This is a genomic window from Paenibacillus sp. ov031 (genome assembly GCF_900143165.1).
Classification (GTDB): domain Bacteria; phylum Bacillota; class Bacilli; order Paenibacillales; family Paenibacillaceae; genus Paenibacillus; species Paenibacillus marchantiae.
This window is the reverse complement of sequence record NZ_FRDO01000001.1, coordinates 388,039-409,732: the sequence shown is the minus strand read 5'-3', so window position 1 is coordinate 409,732 and position 21,694 is coordinate 388,039. Positions and strand designations below refer to the sequence as shown.

At 46.1% G+C, this 21,694-nt stretch carries 18 protein-coding genes; all 18 read right to left on the bottom strand.

Annotated features, from left to right (window positions below; genetic code table 11):
- Window positions 1–56: 56 nt before the first annotated feature.
- The gene (locus BUA17_RS01800; protein WP_024630282.1) at window positions 57–824 is read right to left on the bottom strand and encodes a DUF3388 domain-containing protein; all 768 of its coding nucleotides are present in this window, start codon (window positions 822–824) and stop codon (window positions 57–59) included.
- Between the two features lie 197 nt (window positions 825–1,021).
- Window positions 1,022–1,285 carry a DUF3243 domain-containing protein gene (locus BUA17_RS01795; protein ID WP_063566361.1) on the bottom strand — a complete coding sequence of 88 codons (264 nt, stop codon included), beginning with the start codon at window positions 1,283–1,285 and terminating at the stop codon, window positions 1,022–1,024.
- Between the two features lie 176 nt (window positions 1,286–1,461).
- Window positions 1,462–2,232: an elongation factor P 5-aminopentanone reductase gene (locus BUA17_RS01790; protein WP_063566362.1), complete on the bottom strand. Its 771-nt coding sequence runs from the start codon at window positions 2,230–2,232 to the stop codon at window positions 1,462–1,464.
- 1 nt (window position 2,233) lies between these two features.
- The gene (locus tag BUA17_RS01785; protein ID WP_063566363.1) at window positions 2,234–3,514 is read right to left on the bottom strand and encodes an EF-P 5-aminopentanol modification-associated protein YfmH; all 1,281 of its coding nucleotides are present in this window, start codon (window positions 3,512–3,514) and stop codon (window positions 2,234–2,236) included.
- Window positions 3,515–3,517: 3 nt separating this feature from the next.
- A complete protein-coding gene (locus BUA17_RS01780) occupies window positions 3,518–4,798 on the bottom strand; it encodes an EF-P 5-aminopentanol modification-associated protein YfmF (protein WP_063566364.1) in 1,281 nt (426 codons plus the stop codon).
- A 126-nt stretch (window positions 4,799–4,924) separates the two neighbouring features.
- The gene (gene sleB, locus BUA17_RS01775; protein WP_063566365.1) at window positions 4,925–5,755 is read right to left on the bottom strand and encodes a spore cortex-lytic enzyme; all 831 of its coding nucleotides are present in this window, start codon (window positions 5,753–5,755) and stop codon (window positions 4,925–4,927) included.
- A 187-nt stretch (window positions 5,756–5,942) separates the two neighbouring features.
- Complete coding sequence (locus BUA17_RS01770) at window positions 5,943–8,657, bottom strand: FtsK/SpoIIIE family DNA translocase (RefSeq protein ID WP_072732417.1); 2,715 nt, start codon at window positions 8,655–8,657, stop codon at window positions 5,943–5,945.
- Window positions 8,658–8,747: 90 nt separating this feature from the next.
- A complete protein-coding gene (locus BUA17_RS01765; protein ID WP_063566367.1) occupies window positions 8,748–8,978 on the bottom strand; it encodes a YlzJ-like family protein in 231 nt (76 codons plus the stop codon).
- Window positions 8,975–9,736, bottom strand: coding sequence for a ClpP family protease (locus tag BUA17_RS01760; RefSeq protein WP_063566429.1), 762 nt, complete (start codon window positions 9,734–9,736; stop codon window positions 8,975–8,977). The genes BUA17_RS01765 and BUA17_RS01760 overlap by 4 nt, the downstream gene beginning before the upstream one ends.
- A 227-nt stretch (window positions 9,737–9,963) precedes the next feature.
- Entirely contained in the window at window positions 9,964–11,643 is a 1,680-nt protein-coding gene (locus BUA17_RS01755; protein WP_063566368.1) for a ribonuclease J, read from the bottom strand.
- 477 nt (window positions 11,644–12,120) lie between these two features.
- Window positions 12,121–12,996, bottom strand: a complete 876-nt coding sequence (gene dapA, locus BUA17_RS01750; RefSeq protein WP_072732416.1) for a 4-hydroxy-tetrahydrodipicolinate synthase — start codon at window positions 12,994–12,996, stop codon at window positions 12,121–12,123.
- Window positions 12,997–13,043: 47 nt separating this feature from the next.
- A complete protein-coding gene (gene dapG, locus BUA17_RS01745; protein WP_063566369.1) occupies window positions 13,044–14,261 on the bottom strand; it encodes an aspartate kinase in 1,218 nt (405 codons plus the stop codon).
- A 421-nt stretch (window positions 14,262–14,682) separates the two neighbouring features.
- Window positions 14,683–15,279, bottom strand: coding sequence for a dipicolinate synthase subunit B (locus BUA17_RS01740; protein ID WP_024630269.1), 597 nt, complete (start codon window positions 15,277–15,279; stop codon window positions 14,683–14,685).
- A complete protein-coding gene (gene dpsA / locus BUA17_RS01735; protein ID WP_063566370.1) occupies window positions 15,276–16,175 on the bottom strand; it encodes a dipicolinate synthase subunit DpsA in 900 nt (299 codons plus the stop codon). The genes BUA17_RS01740 and dpsA overlap by 4 nt, the downstream gene beginning before the upstream one ends.
- A 229-nt stretch (window positions 16,176–16,404) precedes the next feature.
- The gene (gene dut, locus BUA17_RS01730; protein ID WP_170867769.1) at window positions 16,405–16,851 is read right to left on the bottom strand and encodes a dUTP diphosphatase; all 447 of its coding nucleotides are present in this window, start codon (window positions 16,849–16,851) and stop codon (window positions 16,405–16,407) included.
- Complete coding sequence (locus BUA17_RS01725; RefSeq protein WP_072732415.1) at window positions 16,811–18,094, bottom strand: M16 family metallopeptidase; 1,284 nt, start codon at window positions 18,092–18,094, stop codon at window positions 16,811–16,813. The genes dut and BUA17_RS01725 overlap by 41 nt, the downstream gene beginning before the upstream one ends.
- A gap of 98 nt (window positions 18,095–18,192) precedes the next feature.
- The gene (locus BUA17_RS01720; RefSeq protein WP_072732414.1) at window positions 18,193–19,188 is read right to left on the bottom strand and encodes a polysaccharide deacetylase family protein; all 996 of its coding nucleotides are present in this window, start codon (window positions 19,186–19,188) and stop codon (window positions 18,193–18,195) included.
- A gap of 222 nt (window positions 19,189–19,410) precedes the next feature.
- Window positions 19,411–21,513, bottom strand: coding sequence for a polyribonucleotide nucleotidyltransferase (gene pnp / locus BUA17_RS01715; RefSeq protein ID WP_063566373.1), 2,103 nt, complete (start codon window positions 21,511–21,513; stop codon window positions 19,411–19,413).
- Window positions 21,514–21,694: the final 181 nt, after the last annotated feature.

Here is a 21,694-nt window from a genome sequence, read left to right as displayed (position 1 = left end):
CCTTATGTTTATCTCTATGGTTGTTGCTTATCTATTTCATGATCCCGTACGGAGCGTTACAGTTCGTCGGTGTAGCTGGCCGTAAACGTATCATAAATAATTTCTTCATTCGGATTGTTGCGCAGTTCAATAATAATGTCAAAATCATTAAAATCATATTCAGACTCCTGCACAAAAATATCCGGATGTTCAATAACTTTGGTGCTTGGCATCGTCATGATGTCCTGTAACAGATTATAATGCCGTTCGCTTGAACGAATCGTACTGACAATTCCGTCAATGATAAACACATTGTTTGGATTCAATTCGTCCTCGGACATCTGGCTTCTTATGGTCTGACGAAGAAGTGTGGAGGAAACAAACGTCCAGCGCTTCATCGCACATACGCTGCCCGCAATAATGGATTCCGTTTTGCCTACACGCGGCATTCCACGCAAACCAATGACTTGATTGCCTTCCCTCTTAAATACTTCACCCAAAAAGTCCACAAGTAACCCAAGTTCGTCCCGCGTAAAACGAAATGTTTTGCGATCATCCGAATCACGATCAATATAACGACCATGACGCACAGCCAGAATATCTACCAGTTTCGGTTGACGCAAAGCAGACACAGTTATGCTGTTCACTTTGCCAAGCATTTCACCCAGCAGACGGATTTTCTCGTCATCGTCCGATTCCAGCAGCATCCCCCGGGTTTTGCCTTCAACACCGTTGATGGTCAATATATTTACTTCAAGCATCCCCAGCATAGAGGCAATATCCCCTAAAAGGCCAGGTCTGTTCTTATGTATTTTATACTCCATATACCATTGTTTAGATTCCATTTAAACACCCCGTAAAGCATTATTCCACATTATTCGACAGTAACAGAACGCGTCCATTGGACGACAATCTGAGATATCTTCTAAAAATGGGTCACGTTAATGATATATAAAAAGAAAATGAATTACAAGAACAGGTCTGTAATCAATGTGTAATCATTAGAGAAAAGCCCCCTTGCGGGAGCTCTCCATCTGTAATCTTATGCGTTTTGTTTGGCCAATTTGACCATCAGGCACGCAATCGTACGACGTTCATCCTCGTCGCCGACTTCCCATAGTTCTTTCAATGCCCGGTTGGAAGGGTTCGCCGGATCTACTTTCTCATCCAGGAAGTCACCGATTTCATACGCAAGTTTGTTGATGGTTTCTTCATTCATTCCCATCTTCTCTGCTTGCTGTACGCGGTCACCCAAAAACTTCTTCCAAGTGTCAAAACTCGTGAGCACCGTTTTTTCTGTTGACATGATAAATCCTCCTTTGCTTGACGCATGAGATTTAAAATCAACAGTTGTAATATGTGCTTCCCGGACATTTTATATACGAGCATTTTTGAATTAATCGAAGATTATCTACAAATCATTAATTTCCATCAAGGCAATACCACGAAGTTAAAACAAAATTGAATTCGCGCACCCATATATTACGTGAGCCAGCCACCATTTGGACTTATAATCTGCCCATTAATATATCCGGACTCGGGAAGTGCAAGGAAGTAGACCAGTGAGGAGATTTCATCTGGCTGGGCGAGTCTTCCTGCCGGAATTTCCTCTTCCAGCATTTTTAGTTCATCCTGATCCAGATGGTTCAACATGGATGTTTGAACCGCGCCTGGAGCTACAGCATTCACCGTTACGCCAGATGGAGCCAACTCTTTGGCGAGAGCTTTGGTGAATGCATTTACACCACCTTTGGTTGTAGAATACAACACCTCACATGAGGCACCCGACAGTCCCCAGATAGACGAAACGTTAATGATTCGACCGTATCTTTGGGAGATCATGTGAGGCATCATTTCCTGTGTACACAAGAACGTGCCTTTCAGGTTGATCGCCATCACTTCATCCCAGATTTCTTCCGTAACATCGGCCAGCATTCCATAATGAGATATCCCTGCATTGTTCACCAGAATATCCGGCATCAGCCCATGTGATTCCAGCTTCTCACGCATACGTTCAATTTGCTCCCGACTGCGAAGATCAGCAGACACCGTCATGACTTTACCACTGCCTTGTTCCATGCACCTTCTCGCAGCTTCATTAGCTGCTTCATGCGATTTCATATAGTGAATCACTACATTCATGCCCACCTTGGCAAAACGCTCTGCGATGGCCGCTCCAATGCCTCCGCTCGCGCCCGTTACAAGTACCGTCATTTCTCCAATTGGCTTCAATTGTCCTGTTCCCCTCTCCATATTAAGGACTCACGACAAGCGATATCGCCAGTTGATCCCAACGAATATGCTCTTTCAATCTGCGGTTTACCTCTTCCAGTGTAAGCGATTCATACAACGGGAGCATGTTGAAAAAATCACCACCACGGAATTGCTGCCGCGTGAATTCATTTGCAATGTTTTCTGGTGAATTGAGCATACGCAAATATCCACCTATTTTCTTTTTGCGTGCGCGCTCAAAATCGGTTGCATCAAAGCCTTTTTCCACAATAGCATCGACTTCTTCACGGATACGCGCAAGCAGTTGATCAGGGTCTTTGGTGTCCCCGCCAATAGCAGAAAAAGCGTATTGCGGCGAACTGTTATATTCATGTCCAAAGCTGTCCGAAATCAGGTCTTCATCATACAATTTTTGAAATAGCGAGGTACTGGAACCAAATAACAGATCCATCATTAGTTTGGTTGTCATATCCCGGCGCAGCAGGTCTTCTCCAGTTAGTCCCACATCGGTTTCCTTAAAGCCAAACAAACATTTGGGCAGAGAAACGGCCAACTTGGATTCACGTCTGGCTTCCCCCACTTTCTCAGGTTCCGGTTCAAATATCCGCTCGATTTTTCCTTGAGGTTTATAATTTTTCTTTGCCTGGTTCGAACGAACCATATCAATCACTTCCTGCGGGTCTACTCCACCCACGACAAACAGAAGCATGTTGCTTGGATGATAAAAAGAGTTGTAACACGTGTACAACGTTTCTTTGGTTATGGTGCCAATGGATTCAACGGTTCCGGCGATATCAATATGCACGGGATGTTTCTGATACATCGCCTCGATCAGGCCAAAATAAACGCGCCAATCTGGATTATCCGCATACATATTAATTTCCTGTGCGATGATCCCTTTTTCCTTTTCTACATTCTGATCGGTGAAGTAAGGATTTTGCACAAAATCAACTAATGTTTGTATATTTTCATTGACATATTCCGTCGCCGAAAACAAATAAACAGTCTGATCGAAACTGGTAAAAGCATTGGCAGAAGCTCCATGAGAAGCAAATGTGGCAAAAATATCACCTGTCGGTTCTTCAAACATTTTGTGTTCCAGAAAATGAGCAATTCCGTCCGGAACCTTTACTTCTTCCTGTCCTTCAACTTTAAAATGATTGTCGACCGAACCGTATTTGGTTGCAAACGTGGCATAAGTTTTTTGGAAACCCGGTTTAGGCAAAATATAAACATGCAGCCCGTTATCCATCACTTCGTAATACAGCGTTTCCTGCAAACGATCGTATGTTATGCTCTCCACCGACTATTCCCCCTTCTCATCACGCAAGAAATAAATCGTATCCAGACGGAATTTCTCTGCCGCCTCACGAACATTTTCTTTGCTGATCTGTTCTACCTGGGCCAGCAGTTCCTCGGCGGTCCGCTCTTTGCCGGATAACTGTCGATTGAAATCATAAGCAATTAGCTCAAACGCAGAATCCTGCATTTCCTTGAGCAGATTACGGATCATCGCTTTGGTCTGAGACATCTCCAGGTCAGTAATATTCCCGTTCTTCATTTCATCCAGCTGCTGCTTGATAATCATGACTGCTTTTTCGTAATTGGGGATTTCAATCCCGGATTGGATCGTTGCAATACCCTTATGTCCGTCATAACGCGATGAGGCATAGTACGCCAGACTTTCTTTTTCACGAACATTAACAAACAGCTTGGAATGAGGATATCCTCCGAGAATGCCGTTATACATCAATGCTGCCGCATACTGAGGGTCACCATATGTGATAGACGTGCGAAGCCCCATATTGAGCTTACCCTGATTAACATTAAGCCGTTCTACAACGGTTTCCACTTCTTTATCTCCACGAATAGCTTCCTGTGTATGATAGTCGGAAGAGGTGGCACGTTCTACATTGAAATAACGCTGTACCAGATTCTCTACCTCTTCCAGTGTGGTGTCGCCCACCACATACAAGTCCATACTTGCCTGCTGTAACCATTCCTGATACGAAGCTGTCAATGTATCTGGATCAATGCCCGGCAAATCCTTTCGCTCACCAAGCGGGTGCAAGCGGTAAGGTTCGTTTTTACACATCTCCTCAATACTACGTTCCGCAGCATAACGCATTTTGTCATTGACGATGGACTCCAGCATTTTGCGAACAGTCTCCCGCTCAGCTTGAACATAAGAGGTTCGGAAATGTCCATCCTCCTGTGCAGGGCGTGTAAGCACCTCTCCCAAAAAAGCAAAAGAACGATCCAACAGCTGCTCGTCCCCACCAACAAAGGAATCATTAATGGTGTCCATACGGAACTGTACGATCTGGTAATCGCCACGTTTATAGACATCAAAACCAAAACCCGCTCCATACAAATGTTCCAATTGTTCACGAAATTGCGTTGTTTCCGGATAGGATTCGGTCCCACGCCGAAGTACGAAAGGTGTTAAGGCTACTTTGGTAACCGTATCTTCCTGCAGGGGAACCCCTGCGTAAAGTGAGATCGCAAATGTCTTAAAACGTTTCGTAGGAAGAACATGTATGCGGAATTCTTTCCGGTTTCCTCGTTCAAATCCTGATGTATTCAAATGTCAAAACCCCTTTACGGCGTCATTTATCGTGCAAGAAGTGAAGCTTAAACGTAACAACCATTTTAACCCATTCAAAAGGCAAGAAGCAACCGAAGTCACGCCTTCTGGTTGCTTCCAAGATCATCACATACAGAATATATGCTGCCCGATTGTTTTTACCTGAGGACGTGTCCAGATCCATTTGGATGTAGCTGTCTTCGGATTAAAATAATAGAGGCATCCACCGGATGGGTCCCAACCATTCATCGCCTGTTCAACTGCTTTTTTAGCTTGTGCATTCGGTTCAAGATAAATCTGTCCGTCTGCAACGGCAGTAAACGCACCCGGCTGGAAAATTACTCCTGACGGTGTGTTCGGGAAACTCGGTGATTTCACGCGATTCAGGATAACTGCCGCTACTGCAACTTGACCTTCAAATGGCTCTCCGCGAGATTCACCATATACGGCGTTAGCCATAATTTTGATTTCGTTCTCTGACAATCCCATGGAATTGGCTGAGCCCATATTGTCCTGCTCTTTATCCGCAGTATTGTTATTTTTCCCACTATCTCCTGAAGTTTGATCCTTGTGCAACGGTGTTTCTGTTGGCGACCATTGTTTTGAAGCATTGTAAAGTTTCAGCTTGGTTTTGGCTCCAACTACACCATCTGCCTTCATGCCGAATTCCGATTGAAACCATTTTACCGATTTCAATGTAGTGCTGCCGAAATTACTGTCAATTTTACCATTGTAAAATCCCAAATATTTTAGCCGGCCTTGAAGCTCGTATACATCCTGACCGTAACTTCCATATTTCACAGCATTGGTGCTAAAGGTGGGTATCGACTTCTCTTCGACTTGCGGGGTACTTGGGTTTGGACTTTCGGTTGCTGTATTCCCTGGAAGCAAATAACGAATTCCCAATGCGGACATCAGCAAAATAGCAGTGAAAAGCCATATGTTCATTTTTCGCATCGACTGTGCTCTACCTTTCTCTTGTGGGATTAACAGAATCGCTAAGGTTATTATGACAAGCATACTTCGTTCCTATGCACCAAATCCTCCGACCATTGGACATCATGGCAAATCTTCAGTCAAATGGCATGCAAAAAGCCCTCAACCAATAAGGTTAAGGGCTTGGATCGTTTACACATGCTGTGTATTACGAGCTTATTTTATTCTGTTGATACTGTTCCAGTGAGATCAATACTTCCCTTGGTTTACTGCCCTCGTAAGGACCAATTACACCTCGGGCCTCCATGGAGTCAATCAAACGTGCTGCGCGGGTATAACCCACTCGCATTCGGCGCTGCAGTAGAGAAACGGAAGCTTGCTTCGCCTCCAAAATAATCTGCACTGCTTGTTCGTATAACTCATCCTGCACTTCATCTGCTGCCTGAACGGAATCGTCCACCTCTGGCACAATGGATTCGTCATACTGCGCTTCACCTTGACCACGCACGTAATTCACGATATTTTCAACTTCCTCATCACTCATGAAAGCTCCTTGTACACGAACCGGCTTCGAAGCCCCCATTGGCATGAACAGCATATCTCCCCGACCCAACAACTTCTCGGCCCCACCCATATCCAGAATGGTTCGAGAATCCACTTGAGAGGATACACCAAAGGCAATCCGGGACGGAATGTTGGCTTTGATTACACCAGTGATAACATCCACAGAAGGGCGCTGTGTGGCAATGATCAGATGGATACCCGCTGCACGCGCCATCTGAGCCAATCGAGCAATCGCATCTTCCACGTCACCGGCGGCAACCATCATGAGGTCAGCCAGCTCGTCCACGATAACAACGATGTAAGGCAAAACCGCCGCTGGGTTGTCTTTCATCAGATTGTTATAACCTTCAACGTTACGTGTACCGGATTTGGAGAACAACTCATATCTTTTCTCCATCTCAACAACGATCTTTTTGAGAGCAAGTGAAGCCCTTTTAGGATCCGTTACGACTGGCGCCATCAGATGCGGAATTCCGTTATATACGTTTAGCTCGACCATTTTGGGATCGACCATCAAAAATTTCACTTCATCCGGCTTCGCTTTGTACAGGATGCTCGTAATAATACCATTGATACATACGGATTTACCTGAACCCGTCGCACCAGCCACCAGCAAATGGGGCATACGAGCCAGATTACCGATGATCGTCTGTCCTGAGATATCTCGTCCAAATGCAATGGTCACTTTGGATTCAGCTTCCTGGAATGTGGCTGTTTCCATAACCTCCCGCATTGTTACTACGGATACCTCTCCATTAGGTACTTCAATACCGATAGCGGATTTACCAGGAATGGGTGCTTCCATTCGGATATCTTTTGCCGCCAGGGCTAAAGCAATATCGTCTGTCAGACTTACAATTCTGCTAACCTTCACACCAATATCCGGTTGGATCTCATACCGTGTAACAGCAGGTCCTCTGACTACTTCAAGTACTTTGGCACGAACACCGAAGCTTTCCAGCGTTGCTTCCAGCTTGCGTGCAGTCTGCATATAATCCTTTTGGTCGCCACCCTTACCTCCATTGTTCGGCTTGGAAAGAAGCCTGAATGACGGAAGTTTATAAGGTTTCGGAGGTGGTGGTGGTGGCTTAACTGGCTGCACTTCCTGCCCCCCCGTATCTGAAACAACCGAACCTTGAGCCCCATTGCTCAACGTAGACCCAACGTCTGAACTACCCTCAACAGCATCCGTCGCTCCAGGCCACTCATTGTTATCCACAAGTTCATCTGAGATCTTGATTGGGATCCCTTCTCCCTGCATGTTAGCCGTTAGATCATCTGGGAAAGGATATGCATCATCCAGATCATCATCTTTACCCGCATCCTCGGATCTGACATGCTCAAAGAAGTCACGGATGATTGGAGCCGAATTAGGTCTTGATTGCACAGGAACTGCTGCGGGAGCCATAACATCGGATGCGATGATTGGCTCGTCATGCCATGAATCTGCAGGCGTTTCCTGCTCGGCTCGGTAGACGATATGTTCCGTATCTAAAGAATCATCCTCGGCCACTCCACGCTCAGCCTTCGTCCGTTCCCGATCAGAACCCCATTTTCCAAAGAGTTGGAAAAATATTGGTGCTTTTCGTTTCGGTAGTTGCTGATCCTGCATATCATCGTCATCATCTTCCTCGTCGTCCACTGGAACAGGCACCACTTTGCGAACATTCCCGCTTTTCTTGCCCGCCGAGCTTGAAGTGGCACGTGCTGCTGGTCTAGCTTCCAGCTTTTTGTACATCGCACTTCCTGCATCCCATATCTTGGTTCTGAAAATGCGAATCAGATCGACATAAGAAAGATTGGTAATTAGCATGAAACTGATAACGAACATCACGATCATAATCAATCGTGCTCCCAAGCTGCCAAACAACCACAAGAACAAGGCAAACTGCGCCGCTCCTATATAACCGCCGCTAATGTCCTTATTGAGCATCGAATCCCGTTCGCCTGGCGCAGCAGGCGTGAGTAACTCGGTTTGCATATCATTATGTATCTGTGTAAGTACAGCACCAGGCTCAAGGGCTCCAACCGGTATAAGCTTCTGGTGCATAGCAGAGACGGTACTCATCAGGGTTAAAGCAAACACCAGCAATACGAGCCCTGTCTTGCGCGTTGTCCAGCCACTTGGCCATTTTCGATGAATCATTACCATTAAGCCATAATAAATCCCTATAAGCGGAATCGCAAAATAGAACTTGCCAAGCATCAATCCAAACATCTTGGAAAGCGAGCGCCCTACGGTTGCTTCACCCGACAAGGCAATGACAGCAAGGGTAATAAGCACAATGCCGTAAATTTCATATTTTAAAACGCCGCTAAATGCTGCGGCCTTTTTTTTCCTCTTTTTTCTTCTGGCCAAAATCAGGTCACCCCCAGAAGAATATTATACCATACAAATATAATCCGTACATATGTTCTTTTTCTGCTCAATTTGTCTTATTTGGTCACGTTATGTTGGTCCCGGGTTACCCGAAAGTGGAACGATCGATCCGGGCATATTGGCGGGATTCAGATAAGCTTCCAAGGGGCATTCAAGTAAACGTACAATGACAGCTTCATTTTCATTAACAGGTCTGACCTGCATCAATAATCCGTTCATCTTGATCTCCCGGGTGTCTTCTCCCTCATTCCACATCCCTGACCACAACAGTTCAGGTGGCATCACTGTGTAGAGTGTCATTGGGTATAACCCCCTGCCTGCAGCGTCTGTCTTTTGTCTCCTATGAGCTGATTCAATTGAGCGATGGCCTGACCGATCCCGCCTACGGCATCCATCAATCCATATTTAACCGCATCTGCGCTACCCACAGCTGTTCCGATATCGCGGTTGAGTTCACCTGTCTTAAACATCAGTTCCTTAAACATTTCTTCAGAGATATTGGAGTGCGACGTAACAAATCTTACGACACGTTCCTGCATCTTCTCCATGTACTCAAACGTCTGAGGCACGCCTATCACGAGTCCGTTCATACGGATCGGATGAATGGTCATTGTTGCACTACCCGCGATCAGGGAATAGGTTGAAGCAACTGCGATTGGAACCCCGATGCTGTGCCCTCCTCCAATGACGACAGTAACCGTAGGTTTGCTGAGTGAAGCAATCATTTCAGCAATAGCCAAGCCCGCCTCCACATCTCCTCCTACCGTGTTTAAAATGATCAGAATTCCTTCGATTCGCTGATTCTGCTCTGCTGCAACCAGCTGAGGAATGAGGTGTTCATACTTTGTTGTTTTGTTTTGCGGAGGTAAAATTAAATGCCCTTCCACCTGACCGATAATGGTCATACAGAAAATGTTCGATTCAGCTGCAGGTGACTGCGTCTGTCCAAATTGCTGAATAGCCTCCGTTACAGGTGACATCGCCTTTTCCTCTTGTGCAGGCACTTCCGGTGTCTCGGTGCCCGGTTGTTCCGATTTGGGTGTTTGCTTGTTTTTCATATATTCGCTCATTCGATTACTCCCCTTCTCCAGAAACATGTAATGTATTTCCTTAGTATGGGGAATGTTCCAGCTGACTTATACCCGATTACTCATCAATTTCTCCATAATCTGGTGTAAGGCCAGAAAAAAACAAAAAAAGCCCCTTCTCTACGAGGAACCGTCCAATATTACTCGTAGAGAAGGGGCGACTGTGTGCCTGAATTTATGTTTTTGTTTGATTTATTTTAAACTTCCATAATGATTGGCAAAATCATCGGTCTACGACGAGTTTGCTCATACAAGAAGCGTCCGAGTGCATCTTTAACATTCGTTTTGAGTGAAGCCCATTCGTTAACGTTCTCACTCATCAACTTCTGCAATGTGCTGCTGACGATGCGATTCGCTTCATCAAGCAGTCCTTCCGATTCGCGTACATAGACAAATCCACGGGAGATGATGTCCGGACCGGAAACAATTTTGCCATCCTGTTTGCTCAGTGTTACCACGACAACCAGAATGCCATCCTGTGACAGCAATTTACGGTCACGCAATACGATGTTACCTACATCGCCTACACCCAAGCCGTCGATCAACACGTTACCTGCAGTAACTTTACCTGCCTTGCGTGCTGCTCCACCTTGAATTTCAACAACTTCACCAATATCCGTAATGAAAATGTTGTCTGGTTCAATACCTACAGATTCAGCCAGTACCGCGTGGCGGCGCTGCATACGGAATTCACCGTGAATCGGCAGGAAATATTTCGGTTTCATCAGGTTAAGCATCAGTTTCAGCTCTTCCTGGCTACCGTGACCGGATACGTGAACGCCACTGTTTGCACCGCTGTAATGCACGTTGGCACCCAGACGGAACAGTTCATCAATCGTACGGCCTACATATTTCTCATTACCTGGAACTGGAGTTGCAGCAATAATTACTGTATCACCAGGCAAAATATCTACTTTACGATGAGTGGAACGAGCCATACGTGTCAATGCTGACATCGGCTCGCCTTGGCTACCTGTGCAGAGAATTACTACACGGTCTGCAGCCATTTTGCCTACTTCTTCCGGCTCAATGATCATGCCGTCTGGAATCTCAAGGTAACCCAGTTCAGAAGCAATACCCACCACATTTACCATACTGCGTCCAATAACTGCGACTTTACGTCCAGTTACTTCAGCTGCATTGATAACCTGTTGAATCCGGTGTACGTTGGAAGCAAATGTTGCTACAACGACACGTTGGCTTGCTTTGCGGAAGATATCTTCCAGAACAATACCCACATTTTTCTCCGAAGGTGTAAATCCAGGTTTCTCTGCGTTGGTACTATCGGACAAGAGGGCAAGTACGCCATTGGTTCCGATCTGTGCCATACGCTGGAGATCTGCATATTGACCATTGACTGGAGTGTGGTCAAATTTGAAGTCACCTGTATGAACAACAGCGCCTTCCGGTGTTTCGACACATACGCCGACGGAATCCGGAATACTATGGTTAGTAGCAAAGAACGTTGCTTTCAATACAGAGCCGAGTTGAATCTCGGAATCCGCATCAATCAGGATGCGTTTTGTTTCACCCAGCAAATTGGCTTCTTTCAGCTTGTTCTCCACAAGTCCGAGAGTAAGCTTTGTTCCGTATACAGGAACATTCAAATGTTTCAGAACATATGGCAGACCACCGATATGATCCTCATGTCCGTGAGTCAAAATAATCCCTCTTACTTTGTCACGGTTTTCAGTTAGATAAGAGATGTCAGGAATGACAATGTCGATTCCAAGCATATCTTCTTCCGGGAATTTAAGACCAGCATCTACGACTACAATGTCGTTCGCGTATTGGATGACGTACATATTTTTACCAATCTCGCCTACGCCGCCCAAAGCAAAAATCATCAGTTTATCGTTGTTATTTTTCTTAGACAAATGAATCTAAACCTCCTATGGTAGTTGGACGTCGTACCTTATTATTTTATTGTAAGTTAAGAAAAGCAGTCCATCACACCCATGCCCGTAAATAGGGATGAATGCAAAAGAGCACCTTTATTCACGATATTTGGAAGAAGTTCTTCGAAGTTATTCCCCTTCACCAACAAGATGGATTTTGAAATGATCCTTCTTAGCCGTTCCTTCCTTTTTCACCACAAAGCTACACCAAGAAACGATGTCGCTTTCAATTTCAAAAAAATACCGCACCCAGTCACTTGACATCATTATACATGATTAAAAACAAAAAAAACAAGTCACTCTCTCGTTAACCTCTACGTTTGCCTCCAGTTGTGAAAAGAAACCTAACAATCATCGTCAAAAAAAAGAACCGCCTCCTCTTAAATGAGGAACGGTTCTTCTGCAATTTCTATGGGTTTATAAAAGTTAACAAATCAGTTCAATATCGTATTATTGCTAGTTGAACAAGGCACGAATAAAACCTTGCTCATCCTCTGTTGCGGCTATAAGCGGAAGGCGAACAGATCCGACGTTCAGACCGCGCAATGTCAAAGCGTATTTCACCGCTACAGGGTTCGGTAAAGGCTGCGGGCACTCGAATAGACCTTTGAACACCGGAAACAGCTTCTGATGTATCTGAGCCGCCTGTACAGGTGCACCACCGAAGTATGAATCAATCATTTGTTTCATCTCAGCGCCTACCACATGGCTAGCAACACTAACGATCCCGTAAGCACCTACAGCAATGGCTGGCAAGCCAGAAGCATCGTCACCGGAATACACCCTGAAATGTCCCGGTGCACTCGCAGCAATCTGCGTGACTTGCTCCAACGATACACATTCCTTCGTAGCTACAATGTTAGGAATCTGTGCCAAACGAAGCGTTGTTGCAGCCGAAAGGCTGGCTGCTGTACGTCCAGGAACGTTATACAACATAATCGGCAGTTTCGTCGCGTTCGCGATCGCTTCAAAGTGTCTAAACATTCCCTCTTGACTTGGTTTGTTGTAATAAGGAACAACCAGCAAAACACCATCTACACCAGCACGTTCAGCGTCCTGTGTCAGATGGATTGAATGAGCGGTGTTATTGCTACCCGTTCCAGCAATGATTTTGCACCGTCCAGCCGCATGTTTTACTGCGAATTCGAATAGTTCTACTTTTTCTTTGTCGCTAAGCGTGGGAGATTCTCCAGTTGTTCCTGAAATAACAAGCGTCTCTGACTTTTGATCTTCAATCAAATAGTCTATCAGACGTGCAGTTTCCTCCCAATGGATCCCCCCTTGTTCGTTGAACGGAGTGACCATTGCTGTAATCAATCTTCCAAAGTCCAATTCGATTCCTCCTTCAAAACAGGTCCGGCTCCGCTGACTTCAAAGTACTACAAGTGAAGTTCGAATGAGGCGTGAAGCGCCCTCAGAGCTTGAACCATATCTTCTTTTTTCACAAGTACCCAAATCGTTGTATTGGAATCTGCAGATTGCAGGATCTGGATGTCCGCCAGTGTCAAGGATTCCACGATCCGTGCCATAATGCCTGGCACTCCGTTGATCCCTCCGCCGATGACGGAAACTTTGGCACATCCGGAAAGACTTTGCGGTTTAAGACCAATTTCCTGCAGTACCTGTATAGCTTTCTCGGAATCACTATCGAAAACGGTATAGACAACTCCCAGGGGGGTAACATTAATAAAATCTACGCTAATCGAATTTTCAGCCATCGTTTTGAACACTTTTAGCTGCAAACGATCTGCACCGCCCGGCACTTCCACCGTTATTTGCGTAACATTACTTACATAGGCAATCCCTGTTACATATCGGTCCACAATGCCTGTCTGCACATCCTGGAATCCTTCTGGATGCGTTACCAGCGTCCCTTCACTATCTGCAAAGGTAGACCGTACACGCACTGGAATCTGGGATTGCATTGCAATCTCGACTGCACGCGGATGAATTACCTTGGCTCCTTGATGGGCCATATTACATATCTCGGCATAACTCACAACAGTCAACGGACGAGCGTCCTCCACGATACGTGGATCTGCTGTCAGTATCCCATTTACATCTGTGTATATGTCCACCATCTCAGCGTGTAAAGCTGCACCAAGAGCTGTGGCTGACGTATCACTTCCTCCACGACCAAGGGTCGTAAAGTCACCATTCTCGGTCTGCCCCTGGAACCCTGTAACAATGACAACACGCCCACTCTGTAGCTGCTCCAGCACACGAACAGGACGGACATCCAAAATTCGGGCATTCCCGAAATTGTCGTCCGTCACAAAACCTGCTTGTGCACCGGTCAGCACTGTAGTTGGAATGCCTTCATGTTCGAGCAGACTGCTCAAAGTCGTCGCAGAAATAATTTCACCACAGCACAGCAGTAAATCCTTTTCGCGTGCGGAGAGTGCATTTCCGTTCTGTGCAGCCCAGTCCAGTAACGTATCAGTCGCATAAGGCTCACCGCGGCGACCCATCGCTGACACAACAATGACCAGACTCAATCCTGCTTCAAGTTCACGTTTAACATGACGGAGCACATGCTCTCTCGCCTGAACGGTAGAGAGAGATGTACCTCCGAATTTCTGTACCATGATGCGCATCTTTATTCCTCCATTTGTGTACGCAAGAAGACTGGACACGGGTCAATCAACAAATGGATCACCCTAGGGAGCGTTCCGATGCGATAATTTCAGCATTTTATACGGCATTTCATGCCGCTCCTCATCAAAGATTAGTGAAACAATCCCATATGAAGGCCGCGGTTGTTATCGAGATCATGACGCACACGTTCCCCGTGCACTGATCCCGCTTGCCTAACCTTATCGTTGCAAGCAGGAATTCCCTTTTAATGAAAGGAACGTGGACACAGGTAGCTGTTTATACCAGCATAACGTCCCTCATGATTTTCTTTGTCTCTCGAACCATCTTCATTTCTTCAAGCGAATAACCGTTATCCCCGTAACTAAGTCTGTACAGAACCATGTCTATAACAAACTAATGTTACGGCGGACCCAAGAACTATCAAGCCTGTGCAGAGCGCTGCACAATCATTGGCTGTAACTGTTTGCCTTCAAGCGCACTCCAGCATGCCTCCGGAATGAGCTCCATTTTGGCCACTAACGAGTTCGGTTTTTTCACTGGATCATCCTGCCCAAATGGCACAAAATACAAATATTTGGCCACCAGCAGTTTGGCGATGTTCGCAGCATTCAACCCAAGGCCGTCATTCGTGGAAATGGCGAGTACCAGCGGACGCTGATTTCGCATCTGAGCTTTGGCTGCCATTAAAACCGGACTGTCCGTCATCGCGTTAGCCAGCTTACTCGTCGTGTTGCCTGTGCATGGAGCAATTACGAGCACATCGAGCAACTTGGAAGGACCTAACGGCTCTGCCTCAACAATTGTAGAAATGATATCATTCCCCGTTATATCTTTCAACTGTTTTTGCCAATTTTGCGCGGTCCCAAAGCGTGTATCCGTAGTCAGAACCGAATTGGAAATAATCGGGACAACATTGGCACCTTCGGCTACGAAGCGGCTAATCACCGGCATAACCTCTTCAAACGTACAATGAGAACCTGTAATTGCGTAACCTACCGTTTTTCCCTGCCAGTTCATTGTTCAACCTCCCGTGCGTTTTGTTCTTCCAAAAGCAAACGGATTAAGACGTCGGCAATAATGCCGCCAGCCGTTTTGGGAGCAACAATGCCGGGGAGGCCAGGCGCAAGTAGCGCTTTGATACCGCGTTTTTCAGCATATCTGAAATCACAGCCGCCAGGAGCGGATGCGAGGTCGATAATGACTGCTTTTTGCGGCATTTTGGACAGGATTTGTGCTGTGATTATCATAGTCGGTATCGTATTAAAAAGCAAGTCAACTTCCCCGGTTTGAGCGGCCAAATCCGTTGTCATGAAAGGCTTCCAGCCCATTATGGCTGCTCGAGCAGCATCCTCTTCGCGCCTGATTCCCACCCGTACATTTGCCCCAAGTCCCTGAAGCGTTTTGGCCATTGTGAAACCTGTTCGACCCAATCCAAGCACAATGCATTCCGAGCCGTGGATCGTGAAGTCCGTCTCCCGAATCGCCATGGCAATGGCGCCTTCAGCTGTCGGAATGGAGTTGTAGAGCGCGATGTCATCACGATCGAGTACTTCAACAAGCCGTAGACCATTTTCCCGGCACAAATCACGTAAAAAAGGCTTCGCCATACCTGTGAACACAATACAATGCTCCGGCAATGCCGCAACATGTTCCTTTTTCAGAAAAATCGGTGTATCACTGAACGAAGTGCTCACTTTCCCCTGATCATCACACCCGACCACAGGAAGCACCAGCACATCTGCCGAAGCAAATACATCGTCCTCCAATTCCTGGTGTTCGATACCCGGAATGGAACGCTCCAGCTTGTCGAAGCCCACCACACTTACCGTAGCATCCAGCTCTGCGCATTTTTGAATGACTTCAAGCTGCCGCGCATCTCCGCCCAGGACTATAATCCGGACACCGGTCAGCATCGGGACGTCACTCCTTTCACCACATGTATGCCTTATCGTATGCAGTGGCCCACAGGGGGGTGAAACATTAAAATTGAAGCATGCAAAGAAAAAAATTATCTCTATCGTTCAAAAAAAGAAAAAAGAGCCGCCCCCTCGGGGACGACTCTTCGAGAACATGCTCAGTAAATTAAACTGTGAAGCTCTTATTACAGAAGATGCTCTTATTTACAGCTTGGTTTCGAATCCTTTATTTCCCGGTATGACCGAATCCGCCTTCTCCACGTACAGTTTCCGACAGTTCAGCTACCTCTGTTAATTCAACTGCTGGAACAGTTTGAAAGACGATTTGGGCAATACGCTCCCCACGTACAATCGTGAATGGCTCCTGACCCAGATTGATCAGAAGGACCTTAACTTCCCCGCGATAATCGGCATCAATGGTGCCCGGTGTGTTCAGACACGTAATCCCATGTTTGAAAGCCAGACCGCTACGAGGGCGAACCTGTGCCTCCAATCCAGCTGGCATAGCCATCGCGAGTCCCGTAGGAATCAACGTACGCTGTCCCGGCTGTAATACAACCTCTTCTTGTAATGCCGCAACTACATCAAAGCCGGAAGCCAGCTCTGACATTTTTTGAGGCAACTTAATATCTTCATTGCCCGGTAACTTTTGAATTTGAACGTAATGCAACAAAATCATCCCTTCTTAATCCAGCGATCGTACGATCCGAAGCACCGACCATAGCGAGCGCAAATGGCTCGGCAAACATCAGGTCCAGCACAGCATCGACATCGTCCATCGTTACTTCTTCAATTTTGGCAATCATTTCGTCCAGCGTGTGGTGTCTGCCCAGCATCAGCTCGTTTTTGCCCAGACGGTTCATGCGGCTGCCCGTGCTTTCCAAACTGAGGATCAAACTGCCTTTCAGCTGTTCTTTTCCTTTGCGCAGCTCATCTTCTGACAATCCATTTACAGCCAGATCGTTCAGAACTTCTTTGGTCAGATCCAGAACTTCTTTCGTCTGTTTCGGCGCTGTACCTGCATAGATGGTGAAGAGTCCACTATCCGCATGGGAACTATGATACGAATAAACGGAATAAGCAAGGCCGCGCTTCTCCCGAATTTCCTGGAACAGTCTGGAGCTCATACCTCCGCCAATCGCATTATTCAGCACGACCATCGCGAACTGAAGCGGATCTCCGATCTTACATCCCGGGAACGAGATACAGATATGATTCTGTTCCGTTTTCTTTTTGTGAAAGAGTTGTCCGCTCTGGAATGCAGGCAGCGTGACTTGTTCAGATACACCATTGACATCAAAAGCACCAAAATGCTTTTCCATCAAATCGATCACACTGTCATCAATATTCCCTGCAATACTAATAACGGTATTCTCAATCGTATAGTGCTCCTTCATATATGCACGCAGATGGCTGGAGTCCATCGCCTTGAGACGCTCTTCAGTACCCAGAATTGGGTAAGCGAGCGGATGCTCACCATAGGCGGCCAAAGCCATAAGATCATGCACCATGTCATCCGGCGTATCCTCATACATCGATATTTCTTCCAGAATGACGTTTTTCTCCTTAAGCAGTTCACCATCATCCATTTTAGAGCGGAAGAACATATCGGATAACACATCGACAGCTATTGGCAGATGTTCATCCAATACTTTGGCGTAATAACAAGTGTATTCTTTCGAAGTGAACGCATTCACGTTACCACCAATGGCATCGAATTGCTCCGCAATCGCTTTGGCATCATAACGATCCGTTCCTTTGAACAGCATGTGCTCAATAAAGTGTGACACTCCGTTGCTTGCAGGCTGCTCATTGCGAGAACCTGTCTTGACCCATATTCCAAATGACACGGAACGACAGGTCGGAATCTGTTCCATGACAACTCTGAGGCCATTGCCCAGCTGAATTTTTTTCACGGTTGGCCCTCCTACATCTCTATAATTGCCTGGATTTCAACGCAAAATTGAAATCGACATTTGGTTCCAACTGTTTGATAGTAACAAAAAAACATCATTCACTCAACCGCTGATCCCTTCACGCGCTCGGATGACAACGTTTCGCTAACGGTTCCAAGCGTCAAACCCTTGGCCCGTATGGAATCAATCATTCCTTTTAAAGCTCCTGAAGAAGCAGCCGTGGGGTGCATCAGAATTAATGTACCGGCTTCTACGTTTTTGGCGATCTTGGCTACAACAGAAGCAGAACTTGGTTTGCGCCAATCCACCGTATCCAGTGTCCAAAGTACCGTTTGAAGTCCCATGCCGGAAGCAATGTCGACTGTTTGTTGATTAAAATCACCGGAAGGTGGAGCAAACCAGTGGTTCTCCACACCCAATTTTTCTTTGAGCAGGTCCTGGGTTTTACTGATTTCCAGCTTGGCTCGCTCCGTACTCAACCGACTCATATTCGGATGTGAGTATGCATGATTTGATAACTCATGTCCACGCTTTTGGATCTCTTTAGCCAGTTCTTCGTTTTTGCTCAACCAGCTTCCATCCAGAAAAAAAGTAGCTTTGACTTTTTCGGCGTCAAGCGTATCTAGTATCGGGATAATGAATTCATTGCCCCACGCTACATTAATCATGAAAGACACCATTGGTTTCTCGGCATTCCCCCGGTAAATCGGGTGTGCACCCAAATCTTTAAGCTGGATTTCAGGTACAGTCTGCCGATAGACATACGCTATCTTAGTATTCAGCGTCCCACCAAGTGCTTTGCGATACGTGGCTTCCACATCAATTTCTATTCCGTTATACCCGGGTATCGCTTTCCAGACCCGATCCACTCTGGCATTTACCGGAGCGATTTTCGTTTCGGCCGCTTTATCCCGGATCGCCGACAACAGCTGATCTTCTCCGGTTGCCTCTTTGAACATATCAAATGCATTTTGCGTGCCTGGCCCATCACGGATTTCCGTAATGTATGTACGTACACTGCCCACTTGTCCGACCAGTATGACAGCTGCCATACCTACCAGAACAGCCGCCAGCTTTTTGGATTGGTTTCTCACAGCTCCATCCTCCCGCCGTCTTTGTCCCCATCATATGAGGACAAGTGCAAGAATATGAATAAAACAAGCTGTTCATGTAAAGTATCTTCAAAGCTGGATTCAGAGGCCTTATGGGTAGACAAACGATTTCATAAAGGTATTTAAACGTTAAAAAAAGAGCCAGAAATTCACATTCTGTCTCTTCATTCAATCTATCTTTTCAAAAAAACGATGGCACGCAGCCTATGATTGAGCTGGAGCTTCGGCAGTCAATACGGCTTTGCGGGACAAGTTGATACGGCCTTGTGGGTCAATTTCCGTTACTTTTACCGTAATGGAATCACCAATGGCAACAACATCTTCCACTTTAGCGACACGCTCTGTGGACAATTGTGAGATGTGTACCAGACCTTCTTTGTTCGGCAGCACTTCAACAAATGCACCAAACTTCTCAACACGTTTTACTTTACCTACATAAATCTCGCCGACAAGTACTTCACGTACGATGCCTTCGATAATCGATTTGGCTTTATCATTCATCTCTTGGTTGGAAGAAGCGATAAAGACACGTCCATCTTGTTCAATATCAATTTTAACACCGGTTTCCTCGATGATTTTATTGATAATTTTACCACCTGCACCGATAACATCACGGATTTTGTCCGGATTGATATGCATGGTTGTAATTTTAGGTGCATATTGTGACAACTGCTCACGTGGAGTTTTCATCACTTCGGTCATTTTGCTCAAGATATGCATACGACCTTCTTTGGCTTGAGCCAATGCTTCGGACAAAATTTGACGATCAATACCATCAATTTTGATATCCATTTGAATAGCTGTCACACCATCAGGTGTTCCTGCTACTTTGAAGTCCATGTCACCAAGGTGATCTTCCATACCTTGAATATCACTCAGGATAGATACATGATCTCCGTCTTTGATCAGACCCATAGCTACACCCGCTACTGGAGCTTTGATTGGTACACCTGCATCCATCATAGCCAATGTGCTGGCACAGATACTTGCCTGGGAAGTTGAACCGTTGGATTCCAATACTTCGGATACCAGACGAATTGTATATGGGAAGTCTGTTTCGGAAGGAATTACTTTGGAAAGAGCACGTTCACCCAGAGCACCATGTCCGATTTCGCGACGGCCTGGAGCACGCAATGGACGAGCTTCACCTACGCTGAACGGCGGGAAGTTGTAGTGATGCATGAAACGTTTCGTTTCTTCAAGACTGATTCCGTCCAAAATTTGAACATCACCCAGTGCACCAAGTGTACAAATGCTGAGCGCCTGTGTTTGACCACGAGTGAACAGACCTGAACCGTGAGTACGTGGCAGCAGGGAAGTATCACATTCAATTGGACGGATCTCAGCGAGTCCACGTCCATCCGGACGAACTTTATCATGTGTGATAAGGCGGCGCACTTCTTCTTTGACGATATCGTGCAGCACTTCTTTCACATCTTTGAGCAGTTCTGGAGTCTCAATATACTTCTCTTCGAAGTGAGCAACGGTTTCGTCATTCACAAGATCGATTGCATCCTGACGCGCATGTTTTTCAGCAATTTTAACAGCTTCAACCAGACGAGCACTGGCGAACTCACGTACACTGCTGTTAACTTCAGCATTAACGGCATGCAATTTCACAGCCATTTTTTCTTTACCAGCCACTTGTACGAGTTGTTCGATGACTGCAACAATGTTCTTGATCTCGTCATGTCCGAACATGATTGCTTCCAGCATTACTTCTTCCGGAACTTCGTTCGCTTCCGCTTCAACCATCATGATGGCATCTTTGGTTCCTGCTACAACGAGTTCAATCTCACTTACCTCTAGCTGTGCAATCGTTGGGTTGATGATGAACTCACCATTAATACGTCCAACTTTTACACCACCAATCGGTCCGCTAAATGGGACATCCGAAATGCTCAGTGCAGCCGATGTACCGATCATGGCAGCAATTTGCGGTTCGCAGTCCTGATCCACACTCATAACGATATTCAGAACTTGTACATCATTACGGAAACCTTCCGGGAACAAAGGACGAATTGGACGGTCTGTCAAACGGCTCGAAAGAATCGCTTTCTCACTTGGTCTGCCTTCACGTTTAATAAATCCACCTGGGATTTTACCTACGGCATACAATCTTTCTTCATAGTTTACCGTTAATGGGAAAAAGTCCAGATCTTTAGGCTCACTTGATGCTGTCACGGTACACAATACAACGGTATCCCCGTACGTTACCTTAACGGCAGCATTAGCCTGCTTGGCCAAACGCCCTGTTTCAAGCGTAAGCGTTCTTCCACCAAGCTGCATTTCAACACGCTGTTCCATGAAATCCCTCCTTTTATTCGTTCCTAACACAATGGATTCTGCATTTTCACAGTATTTCCTGCTTGTCCTGCATTCATTAACTGCACAGCAACATGCTCACTTGCAAAACAAAAGCTCCTTGCGGAGCCATCAGCTACAAATATATGGCAACATGTTCATCTACAAAACAACCCGGCTGTAA

What these genes read in the sequence shown, in the direction of transcription:
- dpsA (WP_063566370.1), bottom strand. Translation starts at nt 16,175, where the DNA reads ATGCTGACCGGTGTCCGGATTATAGTCCTGGGCGGAGATGCGCGGCAG.
- BUA17_RS01795 (WP_063566361.1), bottom strand. Translation starts at nt 1,285, where the DNA reads ATGTCAACAGAAAAAACGGTGCTCACGAGTTTTGACACTTGGAAGAAG.
- pnp (WP_063566373.1), bottom strand. Translation starts at nt 21,513, where the DNA reads ATGGAACAGCGTGTTGAAATGCAGCTTGGTGGAAGAACGCTTACGCTT.
- BUA17_RS01800 (WP_024630282.1), bottom strand. Translation starts at nt 824, where the DNA reads ATGGAATCTAAACAATGGTATATGGAGTATAAAATACATAAGAACAGA.
- BUA17_RS01765 (WP_063566367.1), bottom strand. Translation starts at nt 8,978, where the DNA reads ATGACACTCTACACAGTGATGCCACCTGAACTGTTGTGGTCAGGGATG.
- BUA17_RS01790 (WP_063566362.1), bottom strand. Translation starts at nt 2,232, where the DNA reads ATGGAGAGGGGAACAGGACAATTGAAGCCAATTGGAGAAATGACGGTA.
- BUA17_RS01760 (WP_063566429.1), bottom strand. Translation starts at nt 9,736, where the DNA reads ATGAAAAACAAGCAAACACCCAAATCGGAACAACCGGGCACCGAGACA.
- dapG (WP_063566369.1), bottom strand. Translation starts at nt 14,261, where the DNA reads ATGCGCATCATGGTACAGAAATTCGGAGGTACATCTCTCTCTACCGTT.
- BUA17_RS01740 (WP_024630269.1), bottom strand. Translation starts at nt 15,279, where the DNA reads ATGAACTGGCAGGGAAAAACGGTAGGTTACGCAATTACAGGTTCTCAT.
- sleB (WP_063566365.1), bottom strand. Translation starts at nt 5,755, where the DNA reads ATGCGAAAAATGAACATATGGCTTTTCACTGCTATTTTGCTGATGTCC.